This is a genomic window from Citrobacter sp. Cpo065 (assembly GCF_030332805.1).
Classification (GTDB): Bacteria; Pseudomonadota; Gammaproteobacteria; order Enterobacterales; family Enterobacteriaceae; genus Citrobacter; species Citrobacter portucalensis.
Genome location: NZ_JAOWHC010000031.1, coordinates 328,676 through 353,426, shown reverse-complemented (window position 1 = coordinate 353,426; position 24,751 = coordinate 328,676). Strand labels below are relative to the sequence as shown.

The window sequence follows — 24,751 nt, the reverse complement described above, 5'->3', positions numbered from 1 at the left end:
GCTGATAGGGGAAACGCTCTGGACACGGTTGCGCACGAGACACTCACACGGGGCTGGCAGGCCGAACTGGATCTGCATTTTACCTGCACCGGGCACAAAACGGTGCTCGCCTCGGCGCGTCATCATGGTCCATTGACGGTTCAACGCCCGTTTTACCCGGAAGAGGACGTTTGCCATCTCTATTTGCTTCATCCACCGGCGGGGATCGTCGGCGGGGATGAGCTCCATATCGCCGTAACGCTCGACGAAAACAGCCACGCGTTAATCACCCAGCCTGGCGCGGGAAAGTTTTACCGCAGCCGTGGACCGCAGGCATTGCTGCGCCAGCATTTTACCCTCGCACCCCACGCGACGCTGGAGTGGCTGCCGCAGGATACGATCCTCTTTCCCGGCGCCAACGCCGCTATTCAGACCGTCTTTCATCTGACATCCGCAAGCCGCCTGCTGGCCTGGGATCTGCTGTGTCTTGGCCGACCGGTTATGCAGGAGACCTTCAGTTACGGCACGCTGCAAAACCGCCTGGAAGTATGGCGAGATGGGCAGCCACTGCTGATAGAACGCTTGCAGTTGCAGGAGGGGAATCTGAGCGGCGTCGCACATCATCCCTGGGTCGGCACGTTGCTGTGTTATCCGGCAAATGAAGAGATGCTGGAAGGCGTGCGCGAACGGCTGACTCCGCTTGGCGATTACGCCGGAGCAACGCTTAACGACTCGCTGCTGACAATCCGTTTTCTTGCTAACGACAATCTGATCGTTGTGCGCGTTATGCGTGACATCTGGCAATTCCTGCGCCCGCTGCTGACGCACAAAGCACCCGTACTACCGCGAATCTGGCAAACCTAGGAGAACCCTAATGGAACTGACTCCCAGAGAAAAAGACAAGCTGTTGCTGTTTACCGCTGCGCTGGTGGCGGAACGTCGCCTGGCCCGCGGGCTGAAGCTGAACTACCCGGAATCGGTGGCGCTGATTAGCGCTTTCATCATGGAAGGGGCGCGTGACGGGCAAACCGTGGCCGCGCTGATGGAAGACGGGCGTCACGTCCTGCGCCGCGATCAGGTGATGGAAGGCGTATCGGAGATGATCCCGGATATTCAGGTTGAAGCCACATTTCCGGACGGTTCGAAGCTGGTCACTGTCCACAACCCGATCGTCTAAGGAGCGGCAATGATCCCAGGTGAATATCAGATCGCAAAAGGCAATATCGCGCTTAATCAGGGGCGGGAGACCTGCACGATCGTGGTGGAAAATCATGGCGACAGACCCATCCAGGTGGGCTCGCACTATCACTTTTACGAAGTAAACCCGGCGCTGCGCTTTGACAGGCTGGCCGCACGCGGCTTTCGTCTGAACATTGCTGCGGGCACAGCGGTGCGTTTTGAGCCAGGACAAAAACGCGAAGTCGAACTGGTGCGCGTTGCCGGTGCACAAAGGATCGTGGGTTTTCGCAGCGAAGTGATGGGCGCACTGGAGGCAGATAATGAGTGACATTTCCCGGCAGGCGTACGCCGACATGTTTGGCCCAACCACCGGCGATAAAGTGCGCCTGGCGGATACCGACCTGTGGATCGAGGTGGAACAAGACTTCACCACCTACGGCGAAGAGGTCAAATTCGGCGGCGGAAAAGTGATCCGCGACGGCATGGGCCAGGGACAAATGCGCGCCGATGCATGCGTGGATCTGGTTATAACCAACGCGCTGATCGTCGATCACTGGGGGATCGTGAAAGCGGATATCGGCATCAAAAACGGCAGGATCTTCGCTATCGGCAAAGCAGGTAATCCCGATATTCAACCCAACGTCACGATCCCGATAGGCGTGGGAACTGAAGTCATTGCCGGGGAAGGCAAGATCGTCACCGCGGGCGGCGTGGATACGCATATTCACTGGATTTGCCCACAGCAGGCGCAGGAGGCGCTGGTTTCTGGCGTGACGACGATGATCGGCGGAGGCACCGGTCCGGCAGCAGGAACCAACGCCACCACCTGCACACCGGGCCCCTGGTACATCGCGCGCATGCTGCAGGCGGCAGATGCGTTGCCGGTTAACATCGGTTTACTGGGCAAAGGTAATGGCTCAAACCCTGACGCCCTACGCGAGCAAATCAGCGCGGGTTCAATTGGCCTGAAAATCCATGAAGACTGGGGCGCCACGCCTGCCGCTATCGACTGCGCGCTGACTGTGGCCGACGAGATGGACATCCAGGTCGCGCTGCACAGCGATACGCTCAACGAGTCCGGATTCGTTGAAGATACGCTGGCGGCGATTGGCGATCGCACCATTCATACCTTTCACACTGAAGGCGCGGGCGGCGGCCATGCGCCGGATATCATCACCGCCTGCGCGCATCCGAATATTCTGCCCTCCTCCACGAATCCGACGCTGCCCTATACCGTCAACACCATCGACGAGCATCTCGACATGCTGATGGTTTGCCACCACCTCGATCCGGATATCGCCGAAGACGTGGCCTTTGCCGAATCCCGCATTCGCCGGGAAACAATCGCTGCCGAAGATGTGCTGCATGACATTGGCGCGTTTTCCCTGACCTCGTCCGACTCACAGGCGATGGGGCGCGTGGGCGAAGTGATCCTGCGTACCTGGCAGGTGGCGCACCGCATGAAGGTTCAGCGTGGCCCGTTGGCAGAAGAAACCGGTGACAACGACAACCTGCGCGTTAAACGCTACGTCGCCAAATACACCATCAACCCGGCATTAACCCACGGTATCGCCCATGAAGTCGGCTCCGTTGAGCCTGGCAAACTGGCCGATCTGGTGCTGTGGTCGCCCGCCTTTTTTGGCGTAAAACCGGCGACGATCGTCAAGGGCGGGATGATCGCCTGCGCGCCAATGGGCGATATCAACGCCTCGATCCCCACCCCGCAGCCGGTGCATTACCGCATGATGTTCGGCGCGCTTGGCGCGGCGCGGCACCACACCCGGCTGACCTTTATTTCGCAGGCCGCTGACGCGCAAAACATCCCGCAGCAGCTCAATCTGCAAAGCGCTATCGCCGTCGTCAAAGGCTGCCGGACGGTGAAAAAGGTCGACATGATCCACAACGGCCTGCAACCCAATATCACCGTCGATGCTCAGACTTACGAGGTGCGTATTGATGGCGAACTTATCACCAGCGAACCGGCAGATGTTTTGCCGATGGCGCAACGCTATTTTCTGTTTTGAGGAGTAACGATGATCTATCTGACCCAACGCCTTGACCACGCTCACCGCGTTACTGCAAGCGTCACGCTGCCCATTGATGTCCGGGTAAAAAGTCGTGCCAGGGTAGCACTGAACGACGGTCGCGAAGCCGGGCTAATGCTACCGCGTGGTTTGCTGCTGCGCGGTGGCGATCTGCTAAGTACCGAAGATGGCAGCGAAGTGATCGAAGTGATCGCCGCACCGGAGTCGGTTTCCGTGGTGCGCTGCACCGATCCTTTCCTGCTCGCCAAAGCCTGTTATCACCTCGGTAATCGCCACGTTCCGCTGCAAATCCTGCCTGATGAACTGCGTTACCATCACGATCATGTGCTGGACGACATGCTGCGCCAGTTCAACCTTGAGGTGACGTTCGCCCAGTTGCCGTTTGAACCTGAAGCAGGCGCTTATGCCAGTGAATCACACGGGCATCACCATGGTCATGCGCACTGATGCATAACAGCCAACAGCTACGTCTGATGCAGCTCGCCAGCAGCGCGCTCCCGGTAGGGTCATTTACCTGGTCCCAGGGTCTGGAGTGGGCGGTGGAAATCGGCTGGGTGAAAAGCGTCGATGACTTCTCTGCCTGGCAAATCCAGCAGATGGAGCAGAACTTTTTTACCGTTGACCTACCGCTGCTGGCGAGACTGTATCGCGCCTGCGAGCTGGACGATCTCGACGCAGCACGCCGCTGGAGCGCTTACCTGCTGGCCTGTCGCGAAACCCGCGAACTGCGGGATGAAGAACGCAGTCGGGGTGCGGCGTTTACGCGGCTGGTCACCGACTGGGAGTCGGATTGCTCGCGAGAATGGCGCACCCTCTTTGTCGACAGCCAACTCTGCGGCATAGCCTGGCTGGGCGTGCGCTGGAAAATTCCACTGACGGAGCTGGCGTTAAGCCTCGGCTACAGCTGGATTGAGAGCGCTGTCATGGCTGGCGTCAAGCTGGTTCCTTTTGGACAACAGGCAGCCCAGCGTTTGATTATTGCGCTCTGCGATCGCTATGCGCAGGGTTTGGCACAGGCGCTGACGTGTCCTGACACCAGCCTCGGCTCCGCAACGCCGTTGGCCGCTATCGCGTCTGCCCGGCATGAAACCCAATATTCCCGATTATTCCGCTCCTGAGGAGAAAAAATGAGTAACTACAAGCATCCCCTGCGTGTGGGCGTTGGCGGCCCGGTCGGCTCGGGCAAAACGGCGCTGCTGGAAGCGTTATGCAAAGCCATGCGCAGCAGCTATCAGTTGGCGGTGGTGACCAACGATATCTACACCAAAGAAGATCAGCGCATTCTCACCGAGGCGGGCGCACTGGAGCCAGAGAGGATCGTCGGCGTGGAAACCGGTGGCTGCCCGCATACCGCCATCCGCGAAGATGCGTCGATGAATCTGGCCGCCGTAGAAGCGCTGAGTGAGAAATTCGGCAATCTGGATCTGATTTTTGTGGAAAGCGGCGGCGATAACCTGAGCGCCACCTTCAGCCCGGAACTCGCGGATCTGACGATCTATGTGATCGATGTTGCTGAAGGCGAGAAGATCCCGCGTAAAGGTGGTCCGGGGATCACCAAATCCGATTTTCTGGTGATCAATAAAACCGATCTGGCCCCTTACGTCGGCGCATCACTGGAGGTGATGGAGCGCGATACCTTGCGCATGCGCGGCGAGCGTCCATGGACGTTTAGTAATTTAAAATCTGGAGAAGGCCTGGAAAAAATTATCGCGTTTCTGGAAGAGAAAGGAATGTTGCGGATGTAGTGAGAGCTATCGCCGGGCGGCGGATTCGCCTGACCCGGCCTACGGTTTTGTAAGCCCGGTAAACGCAGCGCCACCGGGCAAAAAACTCACGCCGCCGGTAATTCCGCCAGCGGCCAGCGTGGACGTACGGTCACACCAAGATCCGCCGTTGCGCCCGCTTTAAAACGCACCATGCCCGCGTAGGCGATCATCGCCCCGTTATCGGTACAAAATTCCGGACGCGCGTAAAACACTTCGCCACGACGTTTTTGCATCATCTCGGCCAGTTTTGCGCGCAGCGTACGGTTCGCACTCACGCCCCCCGCCATCACCAGACGTTTAAAACCGGTTTGGTCCAGCGCGCGTTTGCACTTGATCATCAGCGTATCAACTACCGCGTCTTCAAACGCACGGGCGATATCAGCGCGGGTCTGATCGTCATTTTCGTTATTACGAATGGTATTCGCAGCGAAGGTTTTCAGACCTGAGAAACTGAAATCCAGCCCCGGACGGTCAGTCATCGGACGCGGGAAGACAAAACGTTTTTCAACGCCTTGTGATGCCAGCTTTGACAGCATTGGGCCACCAGGATAATCCAGCCCCAGCAGCTTGGCGGTTTTGTCGAACGCTTCACCGGCAGCATCATCAATCGATTCGCCCAGCAATTCATACTGACCGATACCGGTGACGCTGATCAGCTGCGTGTGACCGCCGGAAACCAGCAGCGCGACGAACGGGAACGCAGGGGGATTATCTTCCAGCATTGGCGCCAGCAGATGCCCTTCCATGTGGTGCACAGGAATTGCCGGTACGCCCCAGGCGAACGCCAGCGAACGTCCTACGGTTGCACCAACCAGCAGCGCACCAACCAGACCAGGACCTGCGGTATACGCCACCGCATCGATCTCTTTTGCCGTCAGTCCCGCTTCTTTCAGCGCGGCCTGGATCAACGGTACGGTTTTACGTACGTGATCGCGCGAGGCCAGTTCAGGCACTACGCCGCCGTAGTCAGCATGTAATTTCACCTGACTATACAATTGGTTGGCTAAAAGACCTTTTTCATCGTCGTAAATGGCGATGCCGGTTTCATCGCAGGATGTTTCAATACCCAGTACACGCATGACTTGTTTTACCTCGCTCTATTACCGCGCAGTGTAGGACCAATGCGGGTTGATGTAAAACTTTGTTCGCCCCAGGAGTTCGGCTCGTGTATACTCCTTGTCCTTATAAAAGTCCCTTTCAAAATCGCGTCGGTGCTTTACAAAGCAGCAGCAATTGCAGTAAAATTCCGCACCATTTTGAAATAAGCTGGCGTTGATGCCAGCGGCAAACCGAATTTATTAAAGGTGAGAGTTACATGCCGGTAATTAAAGTACGTGAAAACGAGCCGTTCGACGTAGCACTGCGTCGCTTCAAGCGTTCATGCGAAAAAGCAGGTGTTCTGGCGGAAGTTCGTCGTCGTGAGTTCTATGAAAAACCGACTACCGAACGTAAGCGCGCTAAAGCTTCTGCTGTGAAACGTCACGCGAAGAAACTGGCTCGCGAAAACGCACGCCGTACTCGTCTGTACTAATCCATTGAGAGCCAAAGCTCTCAATTCAGACTGAGTTGTAGTTGTAAGGCCGTGCTTCCGGAAGGAATGCGCGGCTTATTTTCGTTTATACACGTCATCATTCAAGCTGCCTCAGTGTTGGCTGCAGTCGCTCACCCCAGTCACGTACTGCTGTACGCTCCTGAGGATTCGCTTCCTTGCCGCCTTGATGCATCCTGAATGATTTTGTGTATATGAGTCATCAAAAAACAGGGGCTTATGGCTGGACGAATTCCTCGCGTTTTTATCAATGACCTGCTGGCAAGAACCGACATCGTCGATCTCATCGACGCGCGGGTAAAGCTGAAAAAGCAGGGCAAAAATTATCACGCGTGCTGTCCGTTCCATAACGAAAAAACCCCCTCTTTCACCGTAAACGGTGAAAAACAGTTTTATCACTGCTTTGGGTGTGGCGCGCATGGCAACGCCGTCGACTTTCTCATGAACTACGACAAGCTCGAGTTTGTGGAAACCGTCGAAGAACTGGCCGCAATGCACAACCTCGAAGTGCCCTATGAAGCAGGCAGTGGCCCCAGTCAGATAGAGCGCCATCAACGGCAAAGCCTTTATCAATTGATGGACGGCCTGAACACTTTTTATCAACAGTCTTTGATGCAGCCCGCCGCTACCCCTGCGCGCCAGTACCTGGAAAAGCGAGGATTAAGTAGCGACGTTATCACCCGTTTTGCTATTGGTTTTGCGCCCCCCGGCTGGGACAACGTCCTGAAACGGTTTGGCGGCAATGCTGAGAATCGCAAATCGCTGGTCGATGCGGGGATGTTGGTCACCAACGATCAGGGACGCAGTTACGATCGCTTCCGCGAACGGGTGATGTTCCCCATTCGCGACAAACGTGGTCGAGTCATTGGTTTTGGTGGACGCGTGCTGGGCGATGCCCTGCCGAAATATCTGAACTCCCCGGAAACCGATATTTTCCATAAAGGCCGCCAGCTGTATGGCCTTTATGAAGCCCAGCAGGATAACGCCGATCCACAGCGCCTGTTAGTGGTAGAAGGCTATATGGATGTGGTGGCGCTGGCGCAATACGGCATTAACTACGCCGTGGCATCCCTAGGGACGTCAACTACTGCCGATCACATCCAACTGTTGTTCCGCGCGACGAACAACGTAATTTGCTGTTACGACGGCGACCGTGCCGGACGCGACGCAGCATGGCGCGCACTGGAAACCGCACTGCCCTATATGACAGACGGACGCCAGCTACGCTTCATGTTTTTACCTGACGGCGAAGACCCCGATACGCTGGTGCGTAAAGAAGGGAAAGAGGCCTTTGAAGCCCGGATGGAGCAGGCGCTGCCGCTCTCCGCGTTTTTATTTAACAGCCTGCTGCCGCAGGTGGATTTGAGTACCCCGGACGGACGCGCACAGCTCAGTACGCTGGCATTACCTCTGATTACTCAGGTACCAGGCGAAACGTTGCGCATTTACTTGCGACAGGAGTTGGGGAACAAGCTCGGCATTCTGGATGACAGCCAGCTTGAACGTTTAATGCCTAAACTGGCAGAAAATGGGGCTTCCCGCCCTGTTCCACAGCTAAAACGTACGACCATGCGTATACTTATAGGGTTGCTGGTACAGAACCCGGGCCTCGCCCCGCTGGTTCCACCGTTAGGCGCACTGGATAGTAATAAGCTGCCTGGACTTGGCTTATTCAGAGAACTGGTCAACACTTGTCTGGCTCAGCCAGGTCTGACCACCGGGCAACTTTTAGAACACTATCGTGGCACAAATGATGCTGCGACCCTTGAAAAACTGTCGATGTGGGACGATATAGCAGATAAAGATATCGCGGAAAAAACCTTCACCGACTCACTCAACCATATGTTTGATTCGATGCTTGAACTGCGCCAGGAAGAGTTGATAGCTCGTGAGCGCACACACGGTTTAAGCAGCGAAGAACGCCGGGAACTCTGGACACTGAACCAGGAACTGGCCAAGAAATAACAGAAAGACAAAAGTATTTAACGGCTTAACTGCCGAATATCGATCGGGAAGCCCCCGACAGCCGCACGGAGAGGCAGCGGCAAAATATAAGTATGCCCTCGTTTTGCCGTTGGCGGTTTTACCGCCCAACACCAATCAAACGAATTAAGTGTGGATACCGTCTTATGGAGCAAAACCCGCAGTCACAGCTGAAGCTTCTTGTCCAACGTGGTAAGGAGCAAGGCTATCTGACCTATGCCGAGGTCAATGACCATCTGCCGGAAGATATCGTCGATTCAGATCAAATCGAAGACATCATCCAAATGATCAATGACATGGGTATTCAGGTGATGGAAGAAGCACCTGATGCCGATGATCTGCTGCTTGCTGAAACCTCCAACAGCACCGATGAAGACGCGGAAGAAGCGGCTGCCCAGGTTCTGTCCAGCGTTGAGTCCGAAATCGGTCGTACGACTGACCCGGTCCGCATGTACATGCGTGAAATGGGTACCGTTGAACTGTTAACCCGTGAAGGCGAAATCGACATCGCTAAACGCATCGAAGACGGGATTAACCAGGTTCAATGCTCCGTTGCCGAATACCCGGAAGCTATCACCTACCTGCTTGAGCAGTACGATCGCGTAGAAGCTGAAGAAGCACGTCTTTCCGATCTGATCACTGGCTTTGTCGATCCAAATGCGGAAGAAGACATGGCGCCAACGGCGACCCACGTCGGTTCTGAACTCTCTCAGGAAGAGATGGATGACGATGAAGACGAAGATGAAGAAGATGGCGACGACGACAGCAGCGATGATGACAACAGCATCGACCCTGAGTTAGCGCGTGAAAAATTCGGTGAACTGCGTACTCAGTACGAAATCACTCGCGACACCATCAAAGCGAAAGGCCGCAGCCATGCTGCCGCGCAGGAAGAAATTCAGAAGCTGTCTGAAGTGTTCAAACAGTTCCGCCTGGTGCCGAAGCAGTTCGACTACCTGGTAAACAGCATGCGCGTCATGATGGACCGCGTGCGTACTCAGGAACGTCTGATCATGAAGCTCTGCGTCGAGCAGTGCAAAATGCCGAAGAAAAACTTCATCACCCTGTTTACTGGCAACGAAACCAGCGAAACCTGGTTCAACGCGGCAATCGCGATGAACAAACCGTGGTCTGAAAAACTGCACGACGTTGCAGATGACGTTCACCGCGGCCTGCAGAAACTGCAGCAGATTGAAGAAGAAACCGGCCTGACCATCGAGCAGGTTAAAGATATCAACCGTCGCATGTCCATCGGTGAAGCGAAAGCCCGCCGTGCGAAAAAAGAGATGGTTGAAGCGAACTTACGTCTGGTTATCTCTATCGCTAAAAAATACACCAACCGTGGCTTGCAGTTCCTGGATCTGATTCAGGAAGGTAACATCGGTCTGATGAAAGCGGTTGATAAGTTTGAATACCGTCGTGGTTACAAGTTCTCCACCTATGCAACCTGGTGGATCCGTCAGGCGATCACCCGTTCGATCGCGGATCAGGCGCGTACCATCCGTATCCCGGTACATATGATTGAGACTATCAACAAACTCAACCGTATCTCCCGTCAGATGCTGCAAGAGATGGGCCGCGAGCCGACGCCAGAAGAACTGGCTGAGCGCATGCTGATGCCGGAAGACAAGATCCGTAAAGTGCTGAAAATCGCTAAAGAACCTATCTCCATGGAAACGCCGATCGGCGACGATGAAGATTCGCATCTGGGTGATTTCATCGAGGATACCACCCTCGAGCTGCCGCTGGACTCTGCGACCACCGAGAGCCTGCGTGCCGCAACGCACGACGTTCTGGCTGGCCTGACCGCCCGTGAAGCGAAAGTTCTGCGTATGCGTTTCGGTATCGATATGAACACCGACCACACGCTGGAAGAAGTGGGTAAACAGTTCGACGTTACCCGCGAACGTATCCGTCAGATCGAAGCGAAGGCTCTGCGTAAACTGCGCCACCCGAGCCGCTCTGAAGTATTGCGTAGCTTCCTCGACGATTAATCTCGCCGTATAAGTTCAAACGCCACCACAAGGTGGCGTTTTTCTTTACATCCCGCGCATGACCAGCGCGTCATCCAACTCGCGATACGCCTCTACCAGTTTATCCAGCGTGATCCGGCTTAACCCGCTGGGATTCGGCAATACCCATATTTGCGTCGCGCCAATGGTCAGCGTTTGTTTTCCCCACTGCGCCCCACGCTGGCTAAGTCCCTGCTCAAATGCCTGCTTCCCAAGGATAGCGAGCGCGGCTGGCTGATACTCTTCTATTTTCTCAATAAGCAGACGACCGCCGCTACGCATCTCTTGTAGCTTCACTTCATTGGCTTGTACCGTTGGTCTGTCGACAAACTTAGTCACGCCGCAGCGGAAGTCCAGTAGGTGCTGTGCCTCTTCAGGTTTAAGCTGGCGATCGGTAAATCCCGCCTGATGGATAACCTTCCAGAAGCGATTAGCGGGGTGCGCAAAGGGGAATCCTGTACCTGCGGAAGACAGTCCCGGATTGATGCCGCAAAACACCACCCGCAGCTCCGGTGCCAGTATGTCCTTAACCATAATTACTCCGAACAATACATCAGAGGAACCAGTATAACGGACTGAAAATACATTGTTTATAAAAACAGCATCCGTACGCTTATGTCTGGATTGCAACGCGGAGTTACTTTATAATCCACCGCCACGGCCCCTTAGCTCAGTGGTTAGAGCAGGCGACTCATAATCGCTTGGTCGCTGGTTCAAGTCCAGCAGGGGCCACCAAATCTTAAGGACTTGCGAGAAATTGCAGGTCCTTTTTTTATGGGTATTCCGTAGAAATTGGCATGTAGCAAAAAAGAGTTTGTCCTGGAAAAATCAATACTTGCTTGCATCAATATGTTGAATGAGTACACGGAAGAACATGGCTGGCGGGGGCTAAAGCTATTTACGCGATACACCTGTTCAGAAAACAGCATGTTAATGGCAACCCCATCTGGACGCCGCCATCCTGGGATGGAAACGTCCGTTAGAGTTTAATTCGATAGTCAGCTCACACTAGCTCTTTGAGCTGCTCCTGCATATAGGTTGAAAAATACTCTGGGTTCTTGATAAGGATGCGGTTACCGGAGGCGACTTTTTCTGCCCATCCGGCCACTTTTTTCGTGAACTCGGGATTCCATCCCTCTTGCTCACCCCGTGCCATCACAACTTCCGGACTTGCTGGCACACCTAAGTCATGCAAATACTTTAAGATTCCCTTAGCGGTACTTTCATCCATTGAATGTGGTACTGACGCCGAAGTGTTCATACCACCAATAAAATCCAATGCTTTCTCAATTGCTGTTGGCATGCTCTTATCCTTAAAATTAACCACGTGAGAGACACATTTATACTATGTACCCAACTCCGCCGGGATATCAAAGAGAACATCGCCTTTATTTGACTTACCCCGCAGCTAAACGCTTGCGCGGCTGTTTTCTGCGCTATTTTTTTGCTTCTCCGGCTAAAACCAGTCCTGTTGCCACCGCATTACGCGGCCCTTCGGTACCTCGAATATTGCCCTGCCCGGCGACAACGCCGTAATGCGCCAGCGCATCGGTGATCATCTGCGGGATTTCAAAATCCAGCGAAGAACCGCCTACCAGCACCACGAACGTCATATCGCGAATAGAGCCACCGGGTGACACCTGGCGTAACGCGCGAAGGCAGTTGGTCACAAAAACCTTCTCTTTAGCCTGTCGGCGCACCAGACGGATTTTTTCCAGCGAAATCTGGTTATCTACCGGGATCAGCTCGCCCTCTTTCAAGTACACCACTTTGGCGAATACTGACGGACTGAGCGGTTCGCGGAAAAACTCCACCGCGCCGTTCTCATGGCGAATGCTGAACAGGCTCTCCACTTTTGCCAGCGGGTATTTTTTTATTTCCTCCGCCAGAAATGCATCACTTAAGCCCAGCTCAGTTTGAATCAACAGGCTGACCATATTCCCCGCGCCGGCCAGATGTACCGCTTTCACTACGCCGTCGCTATTGATGACGGCGGCATCGGTAGATCCTGCGCCTAAGTCGAGGATCGCCAGCGGTGCGGCGCATCCGGGCGTAGTTAACGCCCCCGCCACGGCCATGTTGGCCTCCACGCCGCCAACTTCAACCGGCGTGTTTAACCGGGCGCTCAGCTCACTGGCGATGGCCTGCATCTGTAAGCGATCGGCTTTCACCATCGCCGCAATGCCCACGGCGTTCTCCATTGAACACTCTCCGGCAATGCCGCCCTGCACCTTGCGCGGAATAAATGTATCGACCGCCAACAGATCCTGAATATGCACCGTGTTCATGTCATGATCGGTCAGCGAAGCCATCACCTTTCGCACCCGTTCCAGCATGCCGCCTGCGTGCGTGCCTGCTTCACCGCGAATATCGCACACGGGCGCACAGGCGCTCATCGCCTGCATAATGGCCTGCGCGCCTTGCGCTACGTCGGCTTCACTACTGCGCTTTTCGCCACGGATAACGATCTTGCCTGCCGGGATAATCCTTGAGCGCACATCACCCTGCGGGGTTTTCAGCACCACGGCGGAACGGTTGCCAATCAGCGCTCTGGCGATGGGGACGATAGTTTGCGTTTCCTCAGGGGTCAGGGCAAAGAAGGTCGCGATACCGTAAGGATTCGACAACACCCGCACCACCTGTCCCGGGGCCGCCACTTCCACCGCCGCCAGCACGCCTTCCGGCACCTTCTCCAGCAGAGTGACTTCATCAACCACCGGTATTGGCCGATGCAGGCGATTATTCACCAGCACGCCATCATCTTTTTTCAGGATGGCCGCCACCACGTTGACGCCGCGATCCAGCGCTTCATTGATAAACCAAACCGCCTCAAGGAAATCCATCTCCTCACCCACCAACGGTATCCAGTCCTGGGCAAATCGATCCTCGCTCAACGCCGCCAACTTCTCCACGGCGATGGTGGTTCCCATGCCCACGCCAACGCCGCCGGGCGTTTGCGGGTTATGACCAATCATCGTTGATTCGGTAATGATGGTTTCAGTGATGGTTTCCATCGCCACATCGCCAATCACCGGTGCGGCCTCGTTGATGCAGATTTTTGCCACGTCCTGCAGCGACCACGGCGTTTTATCCAGCGCCTGCTGCAGGGACGCGACCACCCCGGCGATATTCTCCCGCGTGCCTTTCATCCCGGTCGTGGCGACAATCCCGCTGCCGATAAACCGGCCATCCTGCGCCAACGCCACTTCAGTGGTGGCGTTGCCGATATCGATCCCTGCAATTAACGGCATGCTGCCTCCGTCACTGACTGCCTTTACGCAGCTTATTTCTCTGCTGGTATACCTCTGCCGATTCGCGGACAAACCCGGCGTTCACCGTGGCGTGCCAGGTGTGTTCCAGTTCATCGGCAATGGCCTGCAACTCGGCGAACGAAGAACGAAACGGCCTCAGTGCGTTGTAGATCTCCAGAATGCGGGCATCCGGGATCGCAATCAGTTCTGCCGCACGACGAAAATTGCGCGCCACGGCATGACGCTGCATCTGCTCAGCAATCTGCGCCTGGTACTCCAGCGTTTGCTGAGAAATACGCACATCCTGCGGCCCTACGCGGCCCGCCAGCACATTCTCAAGGGTAATGTCGGTTAGCGGCTTGCCGCCAGGCGTCCGGATTTTCTCCGGGCAGCGGGTGGCTAATGGGTAATCCTGCGCGGTCATGATGTTGTCGTTCATGGTCATTCCCTTACCAGTGCAATATGCAACGTGACAGGCACGGCATCCTGCACCACGTGTTTGGTTTCTTTGATATGAAACAGCGCGGCCTTGGCCATAAACTTAGGGCGCACCATCTGGTCATTGACCACTGGCACCGGCGAAGGCGACTCTTTGCGTGCATATCGCGCGGCGTTTTTACCAATCTGACGATAGGTTTCCAGCGTCAGCAGCGGAGCCTGAGAAAACAGTTCCAGGTTACTTAGCGGCAGCAGATCGCGCTGATGAATCACCGTGGTTCCTTTCGACTGGATACCAATCCCAATGCCTGAGCCGCTGAGATTTGCCGCATCCCATGCCATAAAAGAAACATCCGAGGTGCGCAGGATCCTCACTACTCGCGCATGCAGTCCCTCTTCTTCGATGCCAGCAACCAGCTCTTTCAAAATCGCGTTGTGCGGCATATCAATCAAGGTTTTATGCTGATGCTTATCAAAGGCCGGGCCGACGCCAATCACCACCTCATCCACGCGCTCATCCGCGTTAGCCGCCTCGCCTTCGCTCACCTGTAAGGTGAAAACCGGCTTACGTTCAGTTGTGCATTCCACGGTGTACCGCCTTATTCAATTGAGCCGGGCTGAACCACGCCCGCAATATTTTTAATTTCCGCCCAGCGTTCGGCACTGATGCGATAGCCGGTACCAGGTCCCTGATAATCATTGATGTCGTTGACGGCGCTGACGACGTCGAACTGGCGATCCAGAATGGCCGACGTTTGCAGGTAATCACCGGTAACACGCTGTCTCAGCATGTTGAGGATATTGCTGGCGATATCTTCGAAGCCGCTGCAACTCAACGCGCCGACGATATCCAGCCCGGTGATATTGCGCTTCATCATCTCTTCCACGGCAGCCAAATCCTCAACTACATTACGCGCAGGCATATCTTTGCTGCCGTGAGCATATGTAGCAGCTTCGACTTCTTCATCGCTAATCAGCGGCAGGCCAAGTTCGCGGAACACCGCCTGAATGGCGCGTGCGGCCTTATTGCGAATGGCGATGGTTTCCTCTTCCGTGACCGGACGCAGACCGCCGTCAACCATCAGATCGCGTTGCAGAATGTTGTAATCATCGAAATCTTCAGCGTCGAAGTTCGACCCGGCAAACATGTTGTCGTAGTTGGGTACCGCGCTGTAACCGGAGAAAATAAAGTCGGTACCCGGCAGCATCTGCATCAGGGTACGGGCAGTACGGCGAATATCGGAGTGGGAAAAGGTCTGGTCATTGGCGGAGGCCACTTCAAGGTCGAGCATTGAGGCAATCAGGTTTTCTGCCAGCACCGCGCGGATCCCTGACGGCACAGCGCCGGTCATGCCGATACAGCTGACCGCACCGTTTTGCAGCCCCTGTACGCCCGCGCCTTTAGTGATAAAAATGCAGCGTGACTCCAGATAAAGCATCGATTTACTTTCGGAATAGCCCATCAGCGCCTCCGAGCCGGTGCCGGAGGTGTAGCGCATCTTCAGGCCACGCGACGCATAGGCCGAGGCGAGAAACGCTTTGGACCACGGCGTATCATCGCCGTCGGTAAACACCGACTCTGTACCGTATACCGATACCGTTTCGGCGTAGCTGGTTAACCCGCGCATCCCCAGCTCCAGCTCCGTGGCCTCTTCAACGGAACATTGCGTCAGCACACCGGGGCGACCGCACTGGGAACCCACCAGCAGCGCCAGGGCGTTAAACGGCGCGTAGCGGGCGATCCCGACCGTCGTTTCCTGCTCGGAAAAGCCGCGGATCCCCGCTTCAGCAGCGTCGGCGGCAATCTGTACCGGGTTATCTTTCAGGTTAGTCACGTGGCACTGGTTGGAGGGAGTGCGTCTGGCGCGCATTTTTTGTAGCGCCATCATCATCTCCACCACGTTCATTTGCGCCATCACTTCCACCGCTTTCGCCGGGGTGATGGCGGTGGTAATGGCAATAATCTCTTCCCGACTGACGTGAATATCCACCAGCATTCTGGCGATCTCCAGCGCGTCGAGCTGCATGGCGCGCTCAGCTTCGGCCACGTTAATCGCATAGTCGGCAATGAAACGGTCGATCATGTCGAACTCGGCGCGGCTCTTACCGTCCAGCTCAACAATACGACCATTTTCGACCTTCACCGACGACGCCGGATCGTAGGGGCTTTCCATGGCGATCAGCCCCTCTTCAGGCCATTCGCCAATCAGCCCATCCTGATTTACAGGCCGCTTCGCAAGCACTTCGAATCGTTTTGATCTTCTCATGATTTATTGACTCAAAAGGTAAAAAATAGGGACGCCGGGCCGCATTACCGGGGACACCACACCCGGCATTCGCCTTTCATCAGCAATGGCCGAACTCTAAATGAGCCAAGCAATAAAAAAATAAAATTAATTTCGTTCCAATTTGGCACCTAATAAAAACGCATCGTTCCATATTGAAACGCAATTCAGGAATATCCATCGTGAATTGTGACGAGGTTAAATGATCATTATCAATAAACGCAAAATCAGGAAGATGAATTTAATCTTTATGAAAAATCCACCCTATTGACTTAATAACGTGCGGCGAGAAAATAAGGTAAAGCCAATGATAAAAATAGCTGTTGCGCGATATGTTTCGTGACCTCAGCCCTACAACATTTTCAGGAGAGACTGTGAATAAGAGCCAACAAATTGCCACCATTACGCTGGCGGCTGCAAAAAAAATGGCGCAGGCCGTTGAGGCTAAAGCGCTTGAGATCAATGTTCCGGTGGTCTTTTCCGTGGTGGATCACGGCGGGAATACGCTGCTAATGCAACGCATGGACGATGCGTTTGTCACCAGCTGTGATATCTCTCTTAATAAAGCGTATACCGCCTGCTGCCTGCGTCAGGGTACCCATGAAATTACCGACGCGGTACAACCTGGTGCTTCGCTATATGGTTTGCAGCTTACTAACCAACAGCGCATTGTTATTTTCGGCGGCGGCTTACCTGTCATATTAAACGGTAAATTAATTGGTGCCGTTGGTGTTAGCGGCGGCACCGTCGAACAAGACAGATTATTAGCAGAAACCGCACTGAATTGTTTCTCTGAATTATAATTTGAATCTAAGAAGGTATATTATGAGCTATCGTATGTTTGATTACCTGGTGCCAAATGTGAACTTCTTTGGCCCCAATGCTATTTCCGTTGTCGGCGAACGCTGCAAACTGTTAGGCGGTAAAAAAGCGCTGCTGGTTACTGATAAAGGTCTGCGGGCTATTAAAGACGGTGCGGTAGATAAAACCCTCGCCCATTTACGTGAAGCGGGCATTGACGTGGTGGTTTTTGACGGCGTTGAGCCAAATCCCAAAGACACCAACGTGCGCGATGGTCTGGAGGTCTTTCGCAAAGAGCATTGCGATATCATCGTTACCGTTGGCGGCGGTAGCCCGCATGACTGCGGTAAAGGCATCGGTATCGCGGCAACTCACGAAGGCGATCTCTACAGCTATGCTGGGATTGAAACCCTGACCAACCCGCTGCCGCCTATCGTTGCGGTGAATACCACTGCCGGTACCGCCAGCGAAGTCACCCGCCACTGCGTGCTGACCAATACCAAAACCAAAGTGAAGTTTGTGATTGTCAGCTGGCGCAACCTGCCGTCGGTCTCCATTAACGATCCGCTGCTGATGCTCGGCAAACCCGCTCCGCTGACCGCCGCGACTGGTATGGACGCCCTGACCCACGCCGTAGAAGCCTATATTTCCAAAGATGCCAACCCGGTCACCGACGCCGCCGCTATTCAGGCTATTCGCCTGATCGCACGCAACTTGCGTCAGGCCGTAGCGCTGGGCAGCAACCTGAAAGCTCGCGAGAACATGGCCTACGCCTCTCTGCTGGCGGGCATGGCCTTCAACAACGCCAACCTTGGTTACGTTCACGCAATGGCGCATCAGCTTGGCGGTCTGTACGACATGCCGCACGGCGTGGCGAATGCCGTTCTGCTCCCGCACGTGGCGCGCTATAACCTGATCGCTAACCCGGAGAAATTTGCCGATATCGCAGAATTTATGGGCGAAAACACTGACGGTCTGTCCACCATGGATGCCGCCGAACTGGCGATTCACGCCATCGCTCGCCTCTCTGCCGACATCGGTATCCCGCAGCATCTGCGCGAACTGGGCGTCAAAGAAGCCGATTTCCCGTATATGGCGGAAATGGCGCTGAAAGACGGCAATGCCTTCTCCAACCCGCGTAAAGGGAACGAGAAAGAAATTGCCGAGATCTTCCGTCAGGCATTCTGATAACGCAGGGGGCGCAATGTCACTTTCATCACCGGGCGTAAATCTCTTTTATCACTCACGCTGGCAGGATACTCGCGTGCTTGATGAGCTGTGCTGGGGACTGGAAGAGCAAGGCGTCCCTTGCCGGGCAATCTGTTGCGACGAGCATGACTGCGCGCTGGCATTGAGCAAACTTGCGGCCAAAAGCTCAACGCTACGTGTCGGTCTGGGTCTTAACGCCACGGGTGATATTGCTTTAACCCACGCCCAATTGCCCGAAGATCGGGCGCTGATCCGTGGGCATATCCGCGCCGGAATTGCGCAGATCCGAACGCTTGGCGCCAATGCCGGTCAACTGGTCAAAGTACTTCCCTTCAGCGAGATAAAATAAATGTACCGCATCTACACCCGAACCGGCGATAAAGGCACGACCGCGCTGTTTGGCGGCAGCCGTATCGACAAAGACGACATCCGCGTTGAGGCCTATGGCACGGTGGATGAACTGATTTCCCAGCTTGGCGTCTGCTATGCCAGCACGCACCAGGCTGAACTACGCCAGGATCTGCACGCCATGCAGAAGATGCTGTTTGTACTGGGTGCGGAACTCGCCAGCGATGAGAAAGGACTCGCTCGCTTACAACAGCGTATTGGCGATGAGGATATTCAGGCGCTGGAGCAGCTTATTGACCGCAATATGGCGCAAAGCGGCCCGCTCAAAGAGTTTGTTATTCCGGGGAAAAATCTGCCATCGGCACAGCTACACGTTACGCGAACTCTGACGCGCCGACTGGAGCGGATCCTTATCGCAATGAGCAGAACGCTGACGTTACGCGATGAACCCAGGCGTTACATCAACCGACTGTCGGACGCGCTGTTCTCGATGGCGAGAATTGAAGAAACTAGTCCAGATGCTTGCGCTTAAACTGGCTGGCATCAATGTCGTATTGCTTCATCTTGCGCCACAAGGTAGTGCGACCAATGTTCAGCAGTTGCGACATCTCCTGTACGCGTCCGCTGGTGACGCGAGCAGCATGGATAATCGCCTCTTTTTCGATAGCGGTAAAGGTCAGACTGGCTGGCAGCAGTGAAGACGCCGTCTCCAGACCAGGACGTTCGGCAAACAGATAATCCGGTAGATTGCTCAGCCGAATATGGCCGTTATCACTGCTGATGGCGATGTTTTCGATAATGCTGTTCAGCTCAAAGTCATTGCCCGGCCACGAATAGGCCACCAGCTGAGCCAGCGCGTCGTCGTCGATCTTCAAACTGGATGAAAAGCGTTTTTTCAGGCTATTCAGCCGCGTATAAATCAGCGAGGGAATACTGTTACGCCGCGCCCGCAGCGGGGGGATCACTATCTCAAAAGAGTGTAGCGCGTAATATAGCTGACGGCTAAAGCGGTTTTGCTCCACCAGATTGGCTAGATCAACCGTGGTGGTGGCGATCACTTTGACATCCACCGGAATCAACCGACGGGCATCCAGGCGGGTTAGTACCCCCTGCTTGATCACCTGTAACAGCGCGGATTGCAGCTCCGGCGCCAGATATTCAATTTTTTCCAGAAACAGCGTGCCGCCGTTCGCCAGTTCAAGACGGCTCAGCCGACCATTTTCATCGTCGGTGGGCGCACTGCCCATAAAATCCTGCCCCAGCACGCTATTGGCATACAGCTGACAGTTCACGGCAATATACGGTCCGCTGGCGCGCTCGCTTTCATTGTGAATCGCCTGACTCAGCAGCTCTTTACCGACGCCCTCTTCCCCGCACAGTAGGATCGGGAAACTTCCCCTTGCCGCCTGGCGTCCAAAATGGATCAAGCGGCGGGTTTCCGGATCGTCAGTCGACATCTGCTCAAAGGTGTGGCTCACCTTGCCGAGCTGGCTGGTCATCAGCTGGCGCATTTGCTCCACCGGATGCAGTAGCAGGATAAAGCTGTTGCCCTGCTCCTCAACAATCGGTTTCAGGGTGATGACGGCATCAACAAACTGATGCTGGCTTTCAAAGGTAACTTCGACGTGATTCAGACCGCGGGCATGTTTGATCGCCCGGCGCAGCAGCATGGGGAGATTGAGCAGATCGTGAATATTTTTTCCCTGGCTGGCCTGCGCATCGAGATGCAAAAGCAGCGCCGCACGCGCATTGAGGAACTGCAATACGCCCTGTTCGTTCCAGGCCATCACACCATCATCCATACTCTCCAGCAGCCCGTACATCTGGTTCAGATGGCGGTTGGATTCAGCCAGCAGGCTGTCGGTCAGCAAAGAGTTGCCGACTTCTCTGGCAATCGCCAGCGTCAGGGATAAATCAGAAACGCACTCATGCTCCACCAGACAACACAGCGAGATGGAGCCGAACAGTCGACCATGGTTATCGAAGACCGGCGTCGAGCAGAACGACCACGGATGCAGAGCCTGTTTAAAATGCTGATCGCCAGAGGTTTTTGTCGGCTGGCCCGGCATCGTCGCCAGCGACAGGGCACAACTGCCAATGATGCTTTCCGCACAGTAGCTGCCGTCGCGAAACCCAAGCTCCGCCAGCTGCTCCACCGTCTGCGGATCACCGCAACGGCTGAGAATACAGGCTGATTCATCCAGAATCAGCAGCGCGCACGGGCGGCCGTCCATAAACTCCCAGGCATCTTCCAGCGCAGCCTGAGCAATCGTCAGCAACGCCGTCTTGCGACGACAAATCGACTCAAAGGTCAGCCCTTGCGCCTGATGCGGCGCCTGCCAGGTTTCCCGCTGCATAAACTTGCTGCAACGATGCCATGACTGGGCAATGACTGAAGAGACTTCCTTCCCGATGCTATGCGTGTGCGCCGTCATATCCCTTTCCGCTGTTTAACCATAGACAACCCCTCCGGCAGAGACTGTCAGAGGGGGAGAAGATGCCGGATAAAAACCTACCGACGACTGATTAACGCGCCAGCCACTGCTGTCCCAGCAGGTCTGCCGTCAAAATAGCGGCATGTACGCTTTCAGGCGTTACCGGGAACGGCATATTGTGGATGGTTTCACCTTCTGCACAGGTCGCTTTTGCCACCGCCATGATCTTGCCGTCAACGTCTTCTTTCACGCCCATTTCCGCTAACGTTACCGGCAGGCCTACTTTCTGACAGAAATTCAGCACGGTTTCGATCTCTTCCATCGGGCTGTTTTGCAGCACCAGTTGCGCCAGCGTACCAAAGGCGACTTTTTCACCGTGGTACAAATGGTGGCACTCTTCCAGAATCGTAAAGCCGTTGTGGATCGCATGCGCCCCTGCCAGACCGCTGCTTTCAAAACCGATGCCGCTGAGGTAAGTGTTAGCTTCGACAATACGCTCCAGCGCATCGGTCACCACGCCGGCCTGCGCGGCAAAGCGTGCCTTCTCGCCTTCCGCCAGCAGGGTATCATAGCACAAGCGCGCCAGGCTCAGCGCCGCCACCGTGGACTGTCCGCCCGCCATGCTGGTCGCTCTGGCGTCATAACAGGCTTTCGCTTCAAACCAGGTCGAGAGCGCATCGCCCATCCCGGCCACCAGCAGACGTACCGGCGCTTTGGCAATGATTGCAGTGTCCATTACCACCATATCCGGGTTTTTCGGGTAGATCAGATACTCTTCAAACTCACCGGCTTCGGTATAGATAACAGACAGCGCGCTGGTTGGCGCATCGGTAGACGCGATAGTCGGGATCACCACCACCGGCAACTTCTGGTAGTAGCCAATCGCTTTGGCGGTATCCAGCGTTTTCCCACCGCCAATCCCAACCACACCGCGGCAACCGTGCTGTTTCAGAATGGCAATCAGGCGATTAATTTCAACATGGCTACATTCACCGTTAAAGCGTTCCGCATGGCAGCTAATGTCGTGGCTGTGCAGGCCGTTGAGTACTTTCTCTCCCGCCAGCTTCATCACGAAGTCATCCGCAATCACGAAAAAGCTGTCCGCCAGATTTTTAGCGTATTGACCAAACAAGGTGGAAGCGTCAGGACCCTGGAGATATTTGGCTGGAGATTGAATAACTTTTAGCATTCCTTTCATCCTCAAATAAGTACATGTTTTTACATGGTGAGCCCTGGCGTTAACCTGTTTGGCCTGATGCTGACGGCGAAAACGGGAGGTACCGGAGCGATGCAATAACTGTAGGGCGAGGCGTGCACAAAAAAATCTTTCGTCTTTTTGTTCTGATATGAAACAGATAAAAACAACACATGTTTCATATTGGAACGCTTAACCATAAAAAATATAAGGTTTGCGATCCCGATCCGTTCATTTGCCACCAAATCTCCGGCACAGACGAATCTCACTTTCTCTTTTACCCACTCACTTGCCAAAATACCGGTAAAAAAAAAGCTGACAGTACCGTGTGACCTGCATTCATCGCGAGAGGAAAAAGTCGAGCGAGCTCGCATTGTGGTCGTTCACCGTTCTTTTAGGTTTCATTTCGGAACAAAAAACAATAACAACGTTCCGTAATGAAACTCATTTTAACGTTGTTTTTTTCCACGCTGACTTCGCCAGAATCTCTCTATCGCCTCCGCACCATGACCATGCTTCCGGGGGTTTGTCTTACACTCAACCTCAAGGAGCCGTTATGTCTCAATTCTTTTTTAATCAACGCACCCATCTCGTGAGCGACGTCATCGACGGTACGATTATCGCCAGCCCGTGGAATAACCTGGCGCGTCTGGAAAGCGATCCGGCCATTCGCATCGTGGTCCGTCGTGACCTCAACAAAAATAACGTGGCGGTCATTTCCGGCGGCGGTTCAGGGCACGAACCCGCGCACGTTGGGTTTATCGGTAAAGGTATGCTAACCGCCGCGGTCTGTGGCGACGTGTTCGCTTCCCCGAGCGTAGATGCGGTACTGACCGCCATTCAGGCGGTAACCGGTGAGGCGGGCTGTTTGTTGATCGTGAAAAATTACACCGGTGACCGTCTTAATTTCGGTCTTGCCGCCGAGAAAGCCCGTCGCCTTGGTTACAACGTTGAAATGCTGATTGTCGGCGATGACATCTCCCTGCCGGATAACAAACACCCGCGCGGCATTGCGGGAACCATCCTGGTGCATAAAATCGCGGGCTATTTTGCCGAACGCGGCTACAACCTCGCCACCGTCCTGCGTGAAGCGCAATACGCGGCCAATAACACCTTCAGTCTGGGCGTTGCGCTTTCCAGCTGTCATCTGCCGCAAGAAACCGACGCCGCCCCGCGTCATCATCCGGGCCACGCGGAGCTGGGTATGGGCATTCACGGCGAACCAGGCGCCTCGGTCATCGACACCCAGAACAGTGCGCAGGTGGTGAACCTGATGGTGGATAAACTGCTGGCCGCCCTGCCTGAAACCGGCCGTCTGGCGGTGATGATTAACAATCTTGGCGGCGTTTCTGTTGCCGAAATGGCCATCATTACCCACGAGCTGGCCAGCAGCCCGCTGCATCCGCGTATCGACTGGCTGATTGGCCCGGCCTCGTTGGTTACCGCGCTGGATATGAAAGGCTTTTCACTGACGGCCATCGTGCTGGAAGAGAGCATCGAAAAAGCGCTGCTCACAGAGGTGGAAACCAGTAACTGGCCGACGCCGGTCCCACCGCGTGAAATCAGCTGTGTACCGTCATCTCAGCGTAGCGCACGCGTGGAATTCAAGCCTTCGGCAAATGCCCTGGTGGCCGGGATTGTGGAGCTTGTCACCACAACCCTTTCCGATCTGGAGACCCATCTTAATGCGCTTGATGCCAAAGTCGGCGATGGCGATACCGGTTCAACCTTTGCCGCAGGCGCGCGGGAAATTGCCAGCCTGCTGCATCGTCAGCAGTTGCCGCTGGATAACCTTGCCACGCTGTTTGCGCTGATTGGCGAACGTCTGACCGTGGTGATGGGCGGTTCCAGCGGTGTGCTGATGTCTATTTTCTTTACCGCTGCGGGGCAGAAACTGGAACAGGGAGCTAACGTTGCCGAAGCCCTGAATACGGGACTGGCGCAGATGAAGTTCTACGGCGGCGCAGACGAAGGCGATCGCACCATGATTGATGCACTGCAACCGGCTCTGACTTCGCTGCTCACGCAGCCGCAAAATCTGCAGGCCGCCTTCGACGCCGCGCAAGCGGGAGCCGAACGAACCTGTTTGTCGAGCAAAGCCAATGCGGGTCGCGCATCGTATCTGAGCAGCGAAAGCCTGCTCGGAAATATGGACCCCGGCGCGCACGCCGTCGCGATGGTACTTAAAGCGCTGGCAGAGAGTGAATTGGGCTAAGCCATAAGTGCCTGATAAGGCACTTGCGCCGCCATCTGGCGAAGATACGCCTGATGCGCTG

Annotated in this window: 24 protein-coding genes and 1 tRNA gene; 16 read left to right on the top strand and 9 right to left on the bottom strand. The window is 55.0% G+C overall.

Features of this window, described 5'->3' with window-relative positions:
- The first annotated feature begins 18 nt into the window (after positions 1–18).
- The 7 genes from OGY68_RS12780 to ureG are packed head-to-tail and all read left to right on the top strand — an operon-like array spanning position 19 to position 4,948.
- Positions 19–843, top strand: a complete 825-nt coding sequence (locus tag OGY68_RS12780) for an urease accessory protein UreD (protein WP_204378145.1) — start codon at positions 19–21, stop codon at positions 841–843.
- A 10-nt stretch (positions 844–853) separates the two neighbouring features.
- Positions 854–1,156 (top strand): urease subunit gamma, encoded by a 303-nt coding sequence (locus OGY68_RS12775; RefSeq protein WP_057067198.1) that lies wholly within the window; start codon positions 854–856, stop codon positions 1,154–1,156.
- Positions 1,157–1,165: 9 nt separating this feature from the next.
- Complete coding sequence (locus tag OGY68_RS12770; RefSeq protein ID WP_057067197.1) at positions 1,166–1,486, top strand: urease subunit beta; 321 nt, start codon at positions 1,166–1,168, stop codon at positions 1,484–1,486.
- Positions 1,479–3,182, top strand: a complete 1,704-nt coding sequence (gene ureC / locus OGY68_RS12765; protein WP_057067196.1) for an urease subunit alpha — start codon at positions 1,479–1,481, stop codon at positions 3,180–3,182. Before OGY68_RS12770 ends, ureC begins: the two co-directional genes overlap by 8 nt.
- A 9-nt stretch (positions 3,183–3,191) precedes the next feature.
- Positions 3,192–3,650, top strand: coding sequence for an urease accessory protein UreE (ureE, locus tag OGY68_RS12760; RefSeq protein WP_057067195.1), 459 nt, complete (start codon positions 3,192–3,194; stop codon positions 3,648–3,650).
- Complete coding sequence (locus tag OGY68_RS12755) at positions 3,650–4,321, top strand: urease accessory protein UreF (RefSeq protein WP_057067194.1); 672 nt, start codon at positions 3,650–3,652, stop codon at positions 4,319–4,321. Before ureE ends, OGY68_RS12755 begins: the two co-directional genes overlap by 1 nt.
- A gap of 9 nt (positions 4,322–4,330) precedes the next feature.
- Positions 4,331–4,948, top strand: a complete 618-nt coding sequence (ureG, locus tag OGY68_RS12750) for an urease accessory protein UreG (protein WP_003828463.1) — start codon at positions 4,331–4,333, stop codon at positions 4,946–4,948.
- A gap of 86 nt (positions 4,949–5,034) precedes the next feature.
- Here ureG and tsaD read toward each other — a convergent pair whose 3' ends face one another.
- Entirely contained in the window at positions 5,035–6,048 is a 1,014-nt protein-coding gene (gene tsaD, locus OGY68_RS12745) for a tRNA (adenosine(37)-N6)-threonylcarbamoyltransferase complex transferase subunit TsaD (RefSeq protein WP_003024694.1), read from the bottom strand.
- A 236-nt stretch (positions 6,049–6,284) separates the two neighbouring features.
- Between tsaD and rpsU the strand changes: the two genes are divergently transcribed.
- The 3 genes from rpsU (at position 6,285) to rpoD (ending at position 10,495) form a co-directional block, all read left to right on the top strand.
- On the top strand, positions 6,285–6,500 hold the full coding sequence (rpsU, locus tag OGY68_RS12740; RefSeq protein ID WP_001144069.1) for a 30S ribosomal protein S21: 216 nt from the start codon (positions 6,285–6,287) through the stop codon (positions 6,498–6,500).
- A gap of 237 nt (positions 6,501–6,737) precedes the next feature.
- The gene (dnaG, locus tag OGY68_RS12735; RefSeq protein WP_003828467.1) at positions 6,738–8,483 is read left to right on the top strand and encodes a DNA primase; all 1,746 of its coding nucleotides are present in this window, start codon (positions 6,738–6,740) and stop codon (positions 8,481–8,483) included.
- A gap of 164 nt (positions 8,484–8,647) precedes the next feature.
- Entirely contained in the window at positions 8,648–10,495 is a 1,848-nt protein-coding gene (gene rpoD / locus OGY68_RS12730; RefSeq protein ID WP_003024699.1) for an RNA polymerase sigma factor RpoD, read from the top strand.
- Positions 10,496–10,540: 45 nt separating this feature from the next.
- On the opposite strand, the gene mug is transcribed toward rpoD, so the two are convergent.
- A complete protein-coding gene (gene mug, locus OGY68_RS12725; protein WP_008785849.1) occupies positions 10,541–11,047 on the bottom strand; it encodes a G/U mismatch-specific DNA glycosylase in 507 nt (168 codons plus the stop codon).
- Between the two features lie 125 nt (positions 11,048–11,172).
- Here mug and OGY68_RS12720 point away from each other — a divergent pair.
- Positions 11,173–11,248: transfer RNA gene (locus tag OGY68_RS12720), tRNA-Ile, on the top strand.
- A gap of 268 nt (positions 11,249–11,516) precedes the next feature.
- On the opposite strand, the gene OGY68_RS12715 is transcribed toward OGY68_RS12720, so the two are convergent.
- The 5 genes from OGY68_RS12715 to OGY68_RS12695 all read right to left on the bottom strand — a co-directional run bounded on the left by OGY68_RS12715 (position 11,517) and on the right by OGY68_RS12695 (position 16,469).
- Complete coding sequence (locus OGY68_RS12715) at positions 11,517–11,840, bottom strand: DUF1889 family protein (RefSeq protein ID WP_001573898.1); 324 nt, start codon at positions 11,838–11,840, stop codon at positions 11,517–11,519.
- A gap of 109 nt (positions 11,841–11,949) precedes the next feature.
- Positions 11,950–13,764, bottom strand: a complete 1,815-nt coding sequence (locus tag OGY68_RS12710; protein WP_057067398.1) for a diol dehydratase reactivase subunit alpha — start codon at positions 13,762–13,764, stop codon at positions 11,950–11,952.
- Positions 13,765–13,774: 10 nt separating this feature from the next.
- Complete coding sequence (locus tag OGY68_RS12705; RefSeq protein ID WP_007372193.1) at positions 13,775–14,203, bottom strand: diol dehydratase small subunit; 429 nt, start codon at positions 14,201–14,203, stop codon at positions 13,775–13,777.
- Between the two features lie 2 nt (positions 14,204–14,205).
- Positions 14,206–14,790, bottom strand: a complete 585-nt coding sequence (locus OGY68_RS12700; protein ID WP_057067397.1) for a propanediol/glycerol family dehydratase medium subunit — start codon at positions 14,788–14,790, stop codon at positions 14,206–14,208.
- Positions 14,791–14,801: 11 nt separating this feature from the next.
- Positions 14,802–16,469: a propanediol/glycerol family dehydratase large subunit gene (locus OGY68_RS12695; RefSeq protein WP_057067396.1), complete on the bottom strand. Its 1,668-nt coding sequence runs from the start codon at positions 16,467–16,469 to the stop codon at positions 14,802–14,804.
- 392 nt (positions 16,470–16,861) lie between these two features.
- Between OGY68_RS12695 and OGY68_RS12690 the strand changes: the two genes are divergently transcribed.
- From OGY68_RS12690 to OGY68_RS12675, 4 genes are read left to right on the top strand one after another with little or no spacing between them, the layout of a single operon-like run.
- Positions 16,862–17,290: a GlcG/HbpS family heme-binding protein gene (locus OGY68_RS12690; protein ID WP_003828504.1), complete on the top strand. Its 429-nt coding sequence runs from the start codon at positions 16,862–16,864 to the stop codon at positions 17,288–17,290.
- Between the two features lie 22 nt (positions 17,291–17,312).
- The gene (dhaT, locus tag OGY68_RS12685; protein WP_057067395.1) at positions 17,313–18,476 is read left to right on the top strand and encodes a 1,3-propanediol dehydrogenase; all 1,164 of its coding nucleotides are present in this window, start codon (positions 17,313–17,315) and stop codon (positions 18,474–18,476) included.
- A 16-nt stretch (positions 18,477–18,492) separates the two neighbouring features.
- Positions 18,493–18,846, top strand: a complete 354-nt coding sequence (locus OGY68_RS12680; RefSeq protein ID WP_057067394.1) for a glycerol dehydratase reactivase beta/small subunit family protein — start codon at positions 18,493–18,495, stop codon at positions 18,844–18,846.
- The gene (locus tag OGY68_RS12675) at positions 18,847–19,377 is read left to right on the top strand and encodes a cob(I)yrinic acid a,c-diamide adenosyltransferase (protein ID WP_286617090.1); all 531 of its coding nucleotides are present in this window, start codon (positions 18,847–18,849) and stop codon (positions 19,375–19,377) included.
- On the opposite strand, the gene dhaR is transcribed toward OGY68_RS12675, so the two are convergent.
- Both dhaR and OGY68_RS12665 read right to left on the bottom strand, forming a co-directional pair.
- Entirely contained in the window at positions 19,355–21,280 is a 1,926-nt protein-coding gene (gene dhaR, locus OGY68_RS12670) for a dihydroxyacetone kinase operon transcriptional regulator DhaR (protein ID WP_003828512.1), read from the bottom strand. The two genes, OGY68_RS12675 and dhaR, sit on opposite strands and share 23 nt — an antisense overlap.
- Before the next feature lie 91 nt (positions 21,281–21,371).
- Positions 21,372–22,469, bottom strand: a complete 1,098-nt coding sequence (locus OGY68_RS12665) for a glycerol dehydrogenase (protein ID WP_003024745.1) — start codon at positions 22,467–22,469, stop codon at positions 21,372–21,374.
- Between the two features lie 562 nt (positions 22,470–23,031).
- On the opposite strand from OGY68_RS12665, the gene OGY68_RS12660 reads away from it, so the two are divergent.
- Entirely contained in the window at positions 23,032–24,690 is a 1,659-nt protein-coding gene (locus OGY68_RS12660; RefSeq protein ID WP_057067393.1) for a glycerone kinase, read from the top strand.
- Positions 24,691–24,751 lie beyond the last annotated feature (61 nt).

Excerpts from the sequence above, each read along its gene's own strand:
- OGY68_RS12775 (WP_057067198.1), top strand. The coding sequence starts at position 854 with ATGGAACTGACTCCCAGAGAAAAAGACAAGCTGTTGCTGTTTACCGCT.
- OGY68_RS12770 (WP_057067197.1), top strand. The coding sequence starts at position 1,166 with ATGATCCCAGGTGAATATCAGATCGCAAAAGGCAATATCGCGCTTAAT.
- ureC (WP_057067196.1), top strand. The coding sequence starts at position 1,479 with ATGAGTGACATTTCCCGGCAGGCGTACGCCGACATGTTTGGCCCAACC.
- ureE (WP_057067195.1), top strand. The coding sequence starts at position 3,192 with ATGATCTATCTGACCCAACGCCTTGACCACGCTCACCGCGTTACTGCA.
- OGY68_RS12755 (WP_057067194.1), top strand. The coding sequence starts at position 3,650 with ATGCATAACAGCCAACAGCTACGTCTGATGCAGCTCGCCAGCAGCGCG.
- ureG (WP_003828463.1), top strand. The coding sequence starts at position 4,331 with ATGAGTAACTACAAGCATCCCCTGCGTGTGGGCGTTGGCGGCCCGGTC.
- tsaD (WP_003024694.1), bottom strand. The coding sequence starts at position 6,048 with ATGCGTGTACTGGGTATTGAAACATCCTGCGATGAAACCGGCATCGCC.
- rpsU (WP_001144069.1), top strand. The coding sequence starts at position 6,285 with ATGCCGGTAATTAAAGTACGTGAAAACGAGCCGTTCGACGTAGCACTG.
- dnaG (WP_003828467.1), top strand. The coding sequence starts at position 6,738 with ATGGCTGGACGAATTCCTCGCGTTTTTATCAATGACCTGCTGGCAAGA.
- rpoD (WP_003024699.1), top strand. The coding sequence starts at position 8,648 with ATGGAGCAAAACCCGCAGTCACAGCTGAAGCTTCTTGTCCAACGTGGT.
- mug (WP_008785849.1), bottom strand. The coding sequence starts at position 11,047 with ATGGTTAAGGACATACTGGCACCGGAGCTGCGGGTGGTGTTTTGCGGC.
- OGY68_RS12710 (WP_057067398.1), bottom strand. The coding sequence starts at position 13,764 with ATGCCGTTAATTGCAGGGATCGATATCGGCAACGCCACCACTGAAGTG.
- OGY68_RS12705 (WP_007372193.1), bottom strand. The coding sequence starts at position 14,203 with ATGAACGACAACATCATGACCGCGCAGGATTACCCATTAGCCACCCGC.
- OGY68_RS12695 (WP_057067396.1), bottom strand. The coding sequence starts at position 16,469 with ATGAGAAGATCAAAACGATTCGAAGTGCTTGCGAAGCGGCCTGTAAAT.
- dhaT (WP_057067395.1), top strand. The coding sequence starts at position 17,313 with ATGAGCTATCGTATGTTTGATTACCTGGTGCCAAATGTGAACTTCTTT.
- OGY68_RS12680 (WP_057067394.1), top strand. The coding sequence starts at position 18,493 with ATGTCACTTTCATCACCGGGCGTAAATCTCTTTTATCACTCACGCTGG.
- OGY68_RS12675 (WP_286617090.1), top strand. The coding sequence starts at position 18,847 with ATGTACCGCATCTACACCCGAACCGGCGATAAAGGCACGACCGCGCTG.
- dhaR (WP_003828512.1), bottom strand. The coding sequence starts at position 21,280 with ATGACGGCGCACACGCATAGCATCGGGAAGGAAGTCTCTTCAGTCATT.
- OGY68_RS12665 (WP_003024745.1), bottom strand. The coding sequence starts at position 22,469 with ATGCTAAAAGTTATTCAATCTCCAGCCAAATATCTCCAGGGTCCTGAC.
- OGY68_RS12660 (WP_057067393.1), top strand. The coding sequence starts at position 23,032 with ATGTCTCAATTCTTTTTTAATCAACGCACCCATCTCGTGAGCGACGTC.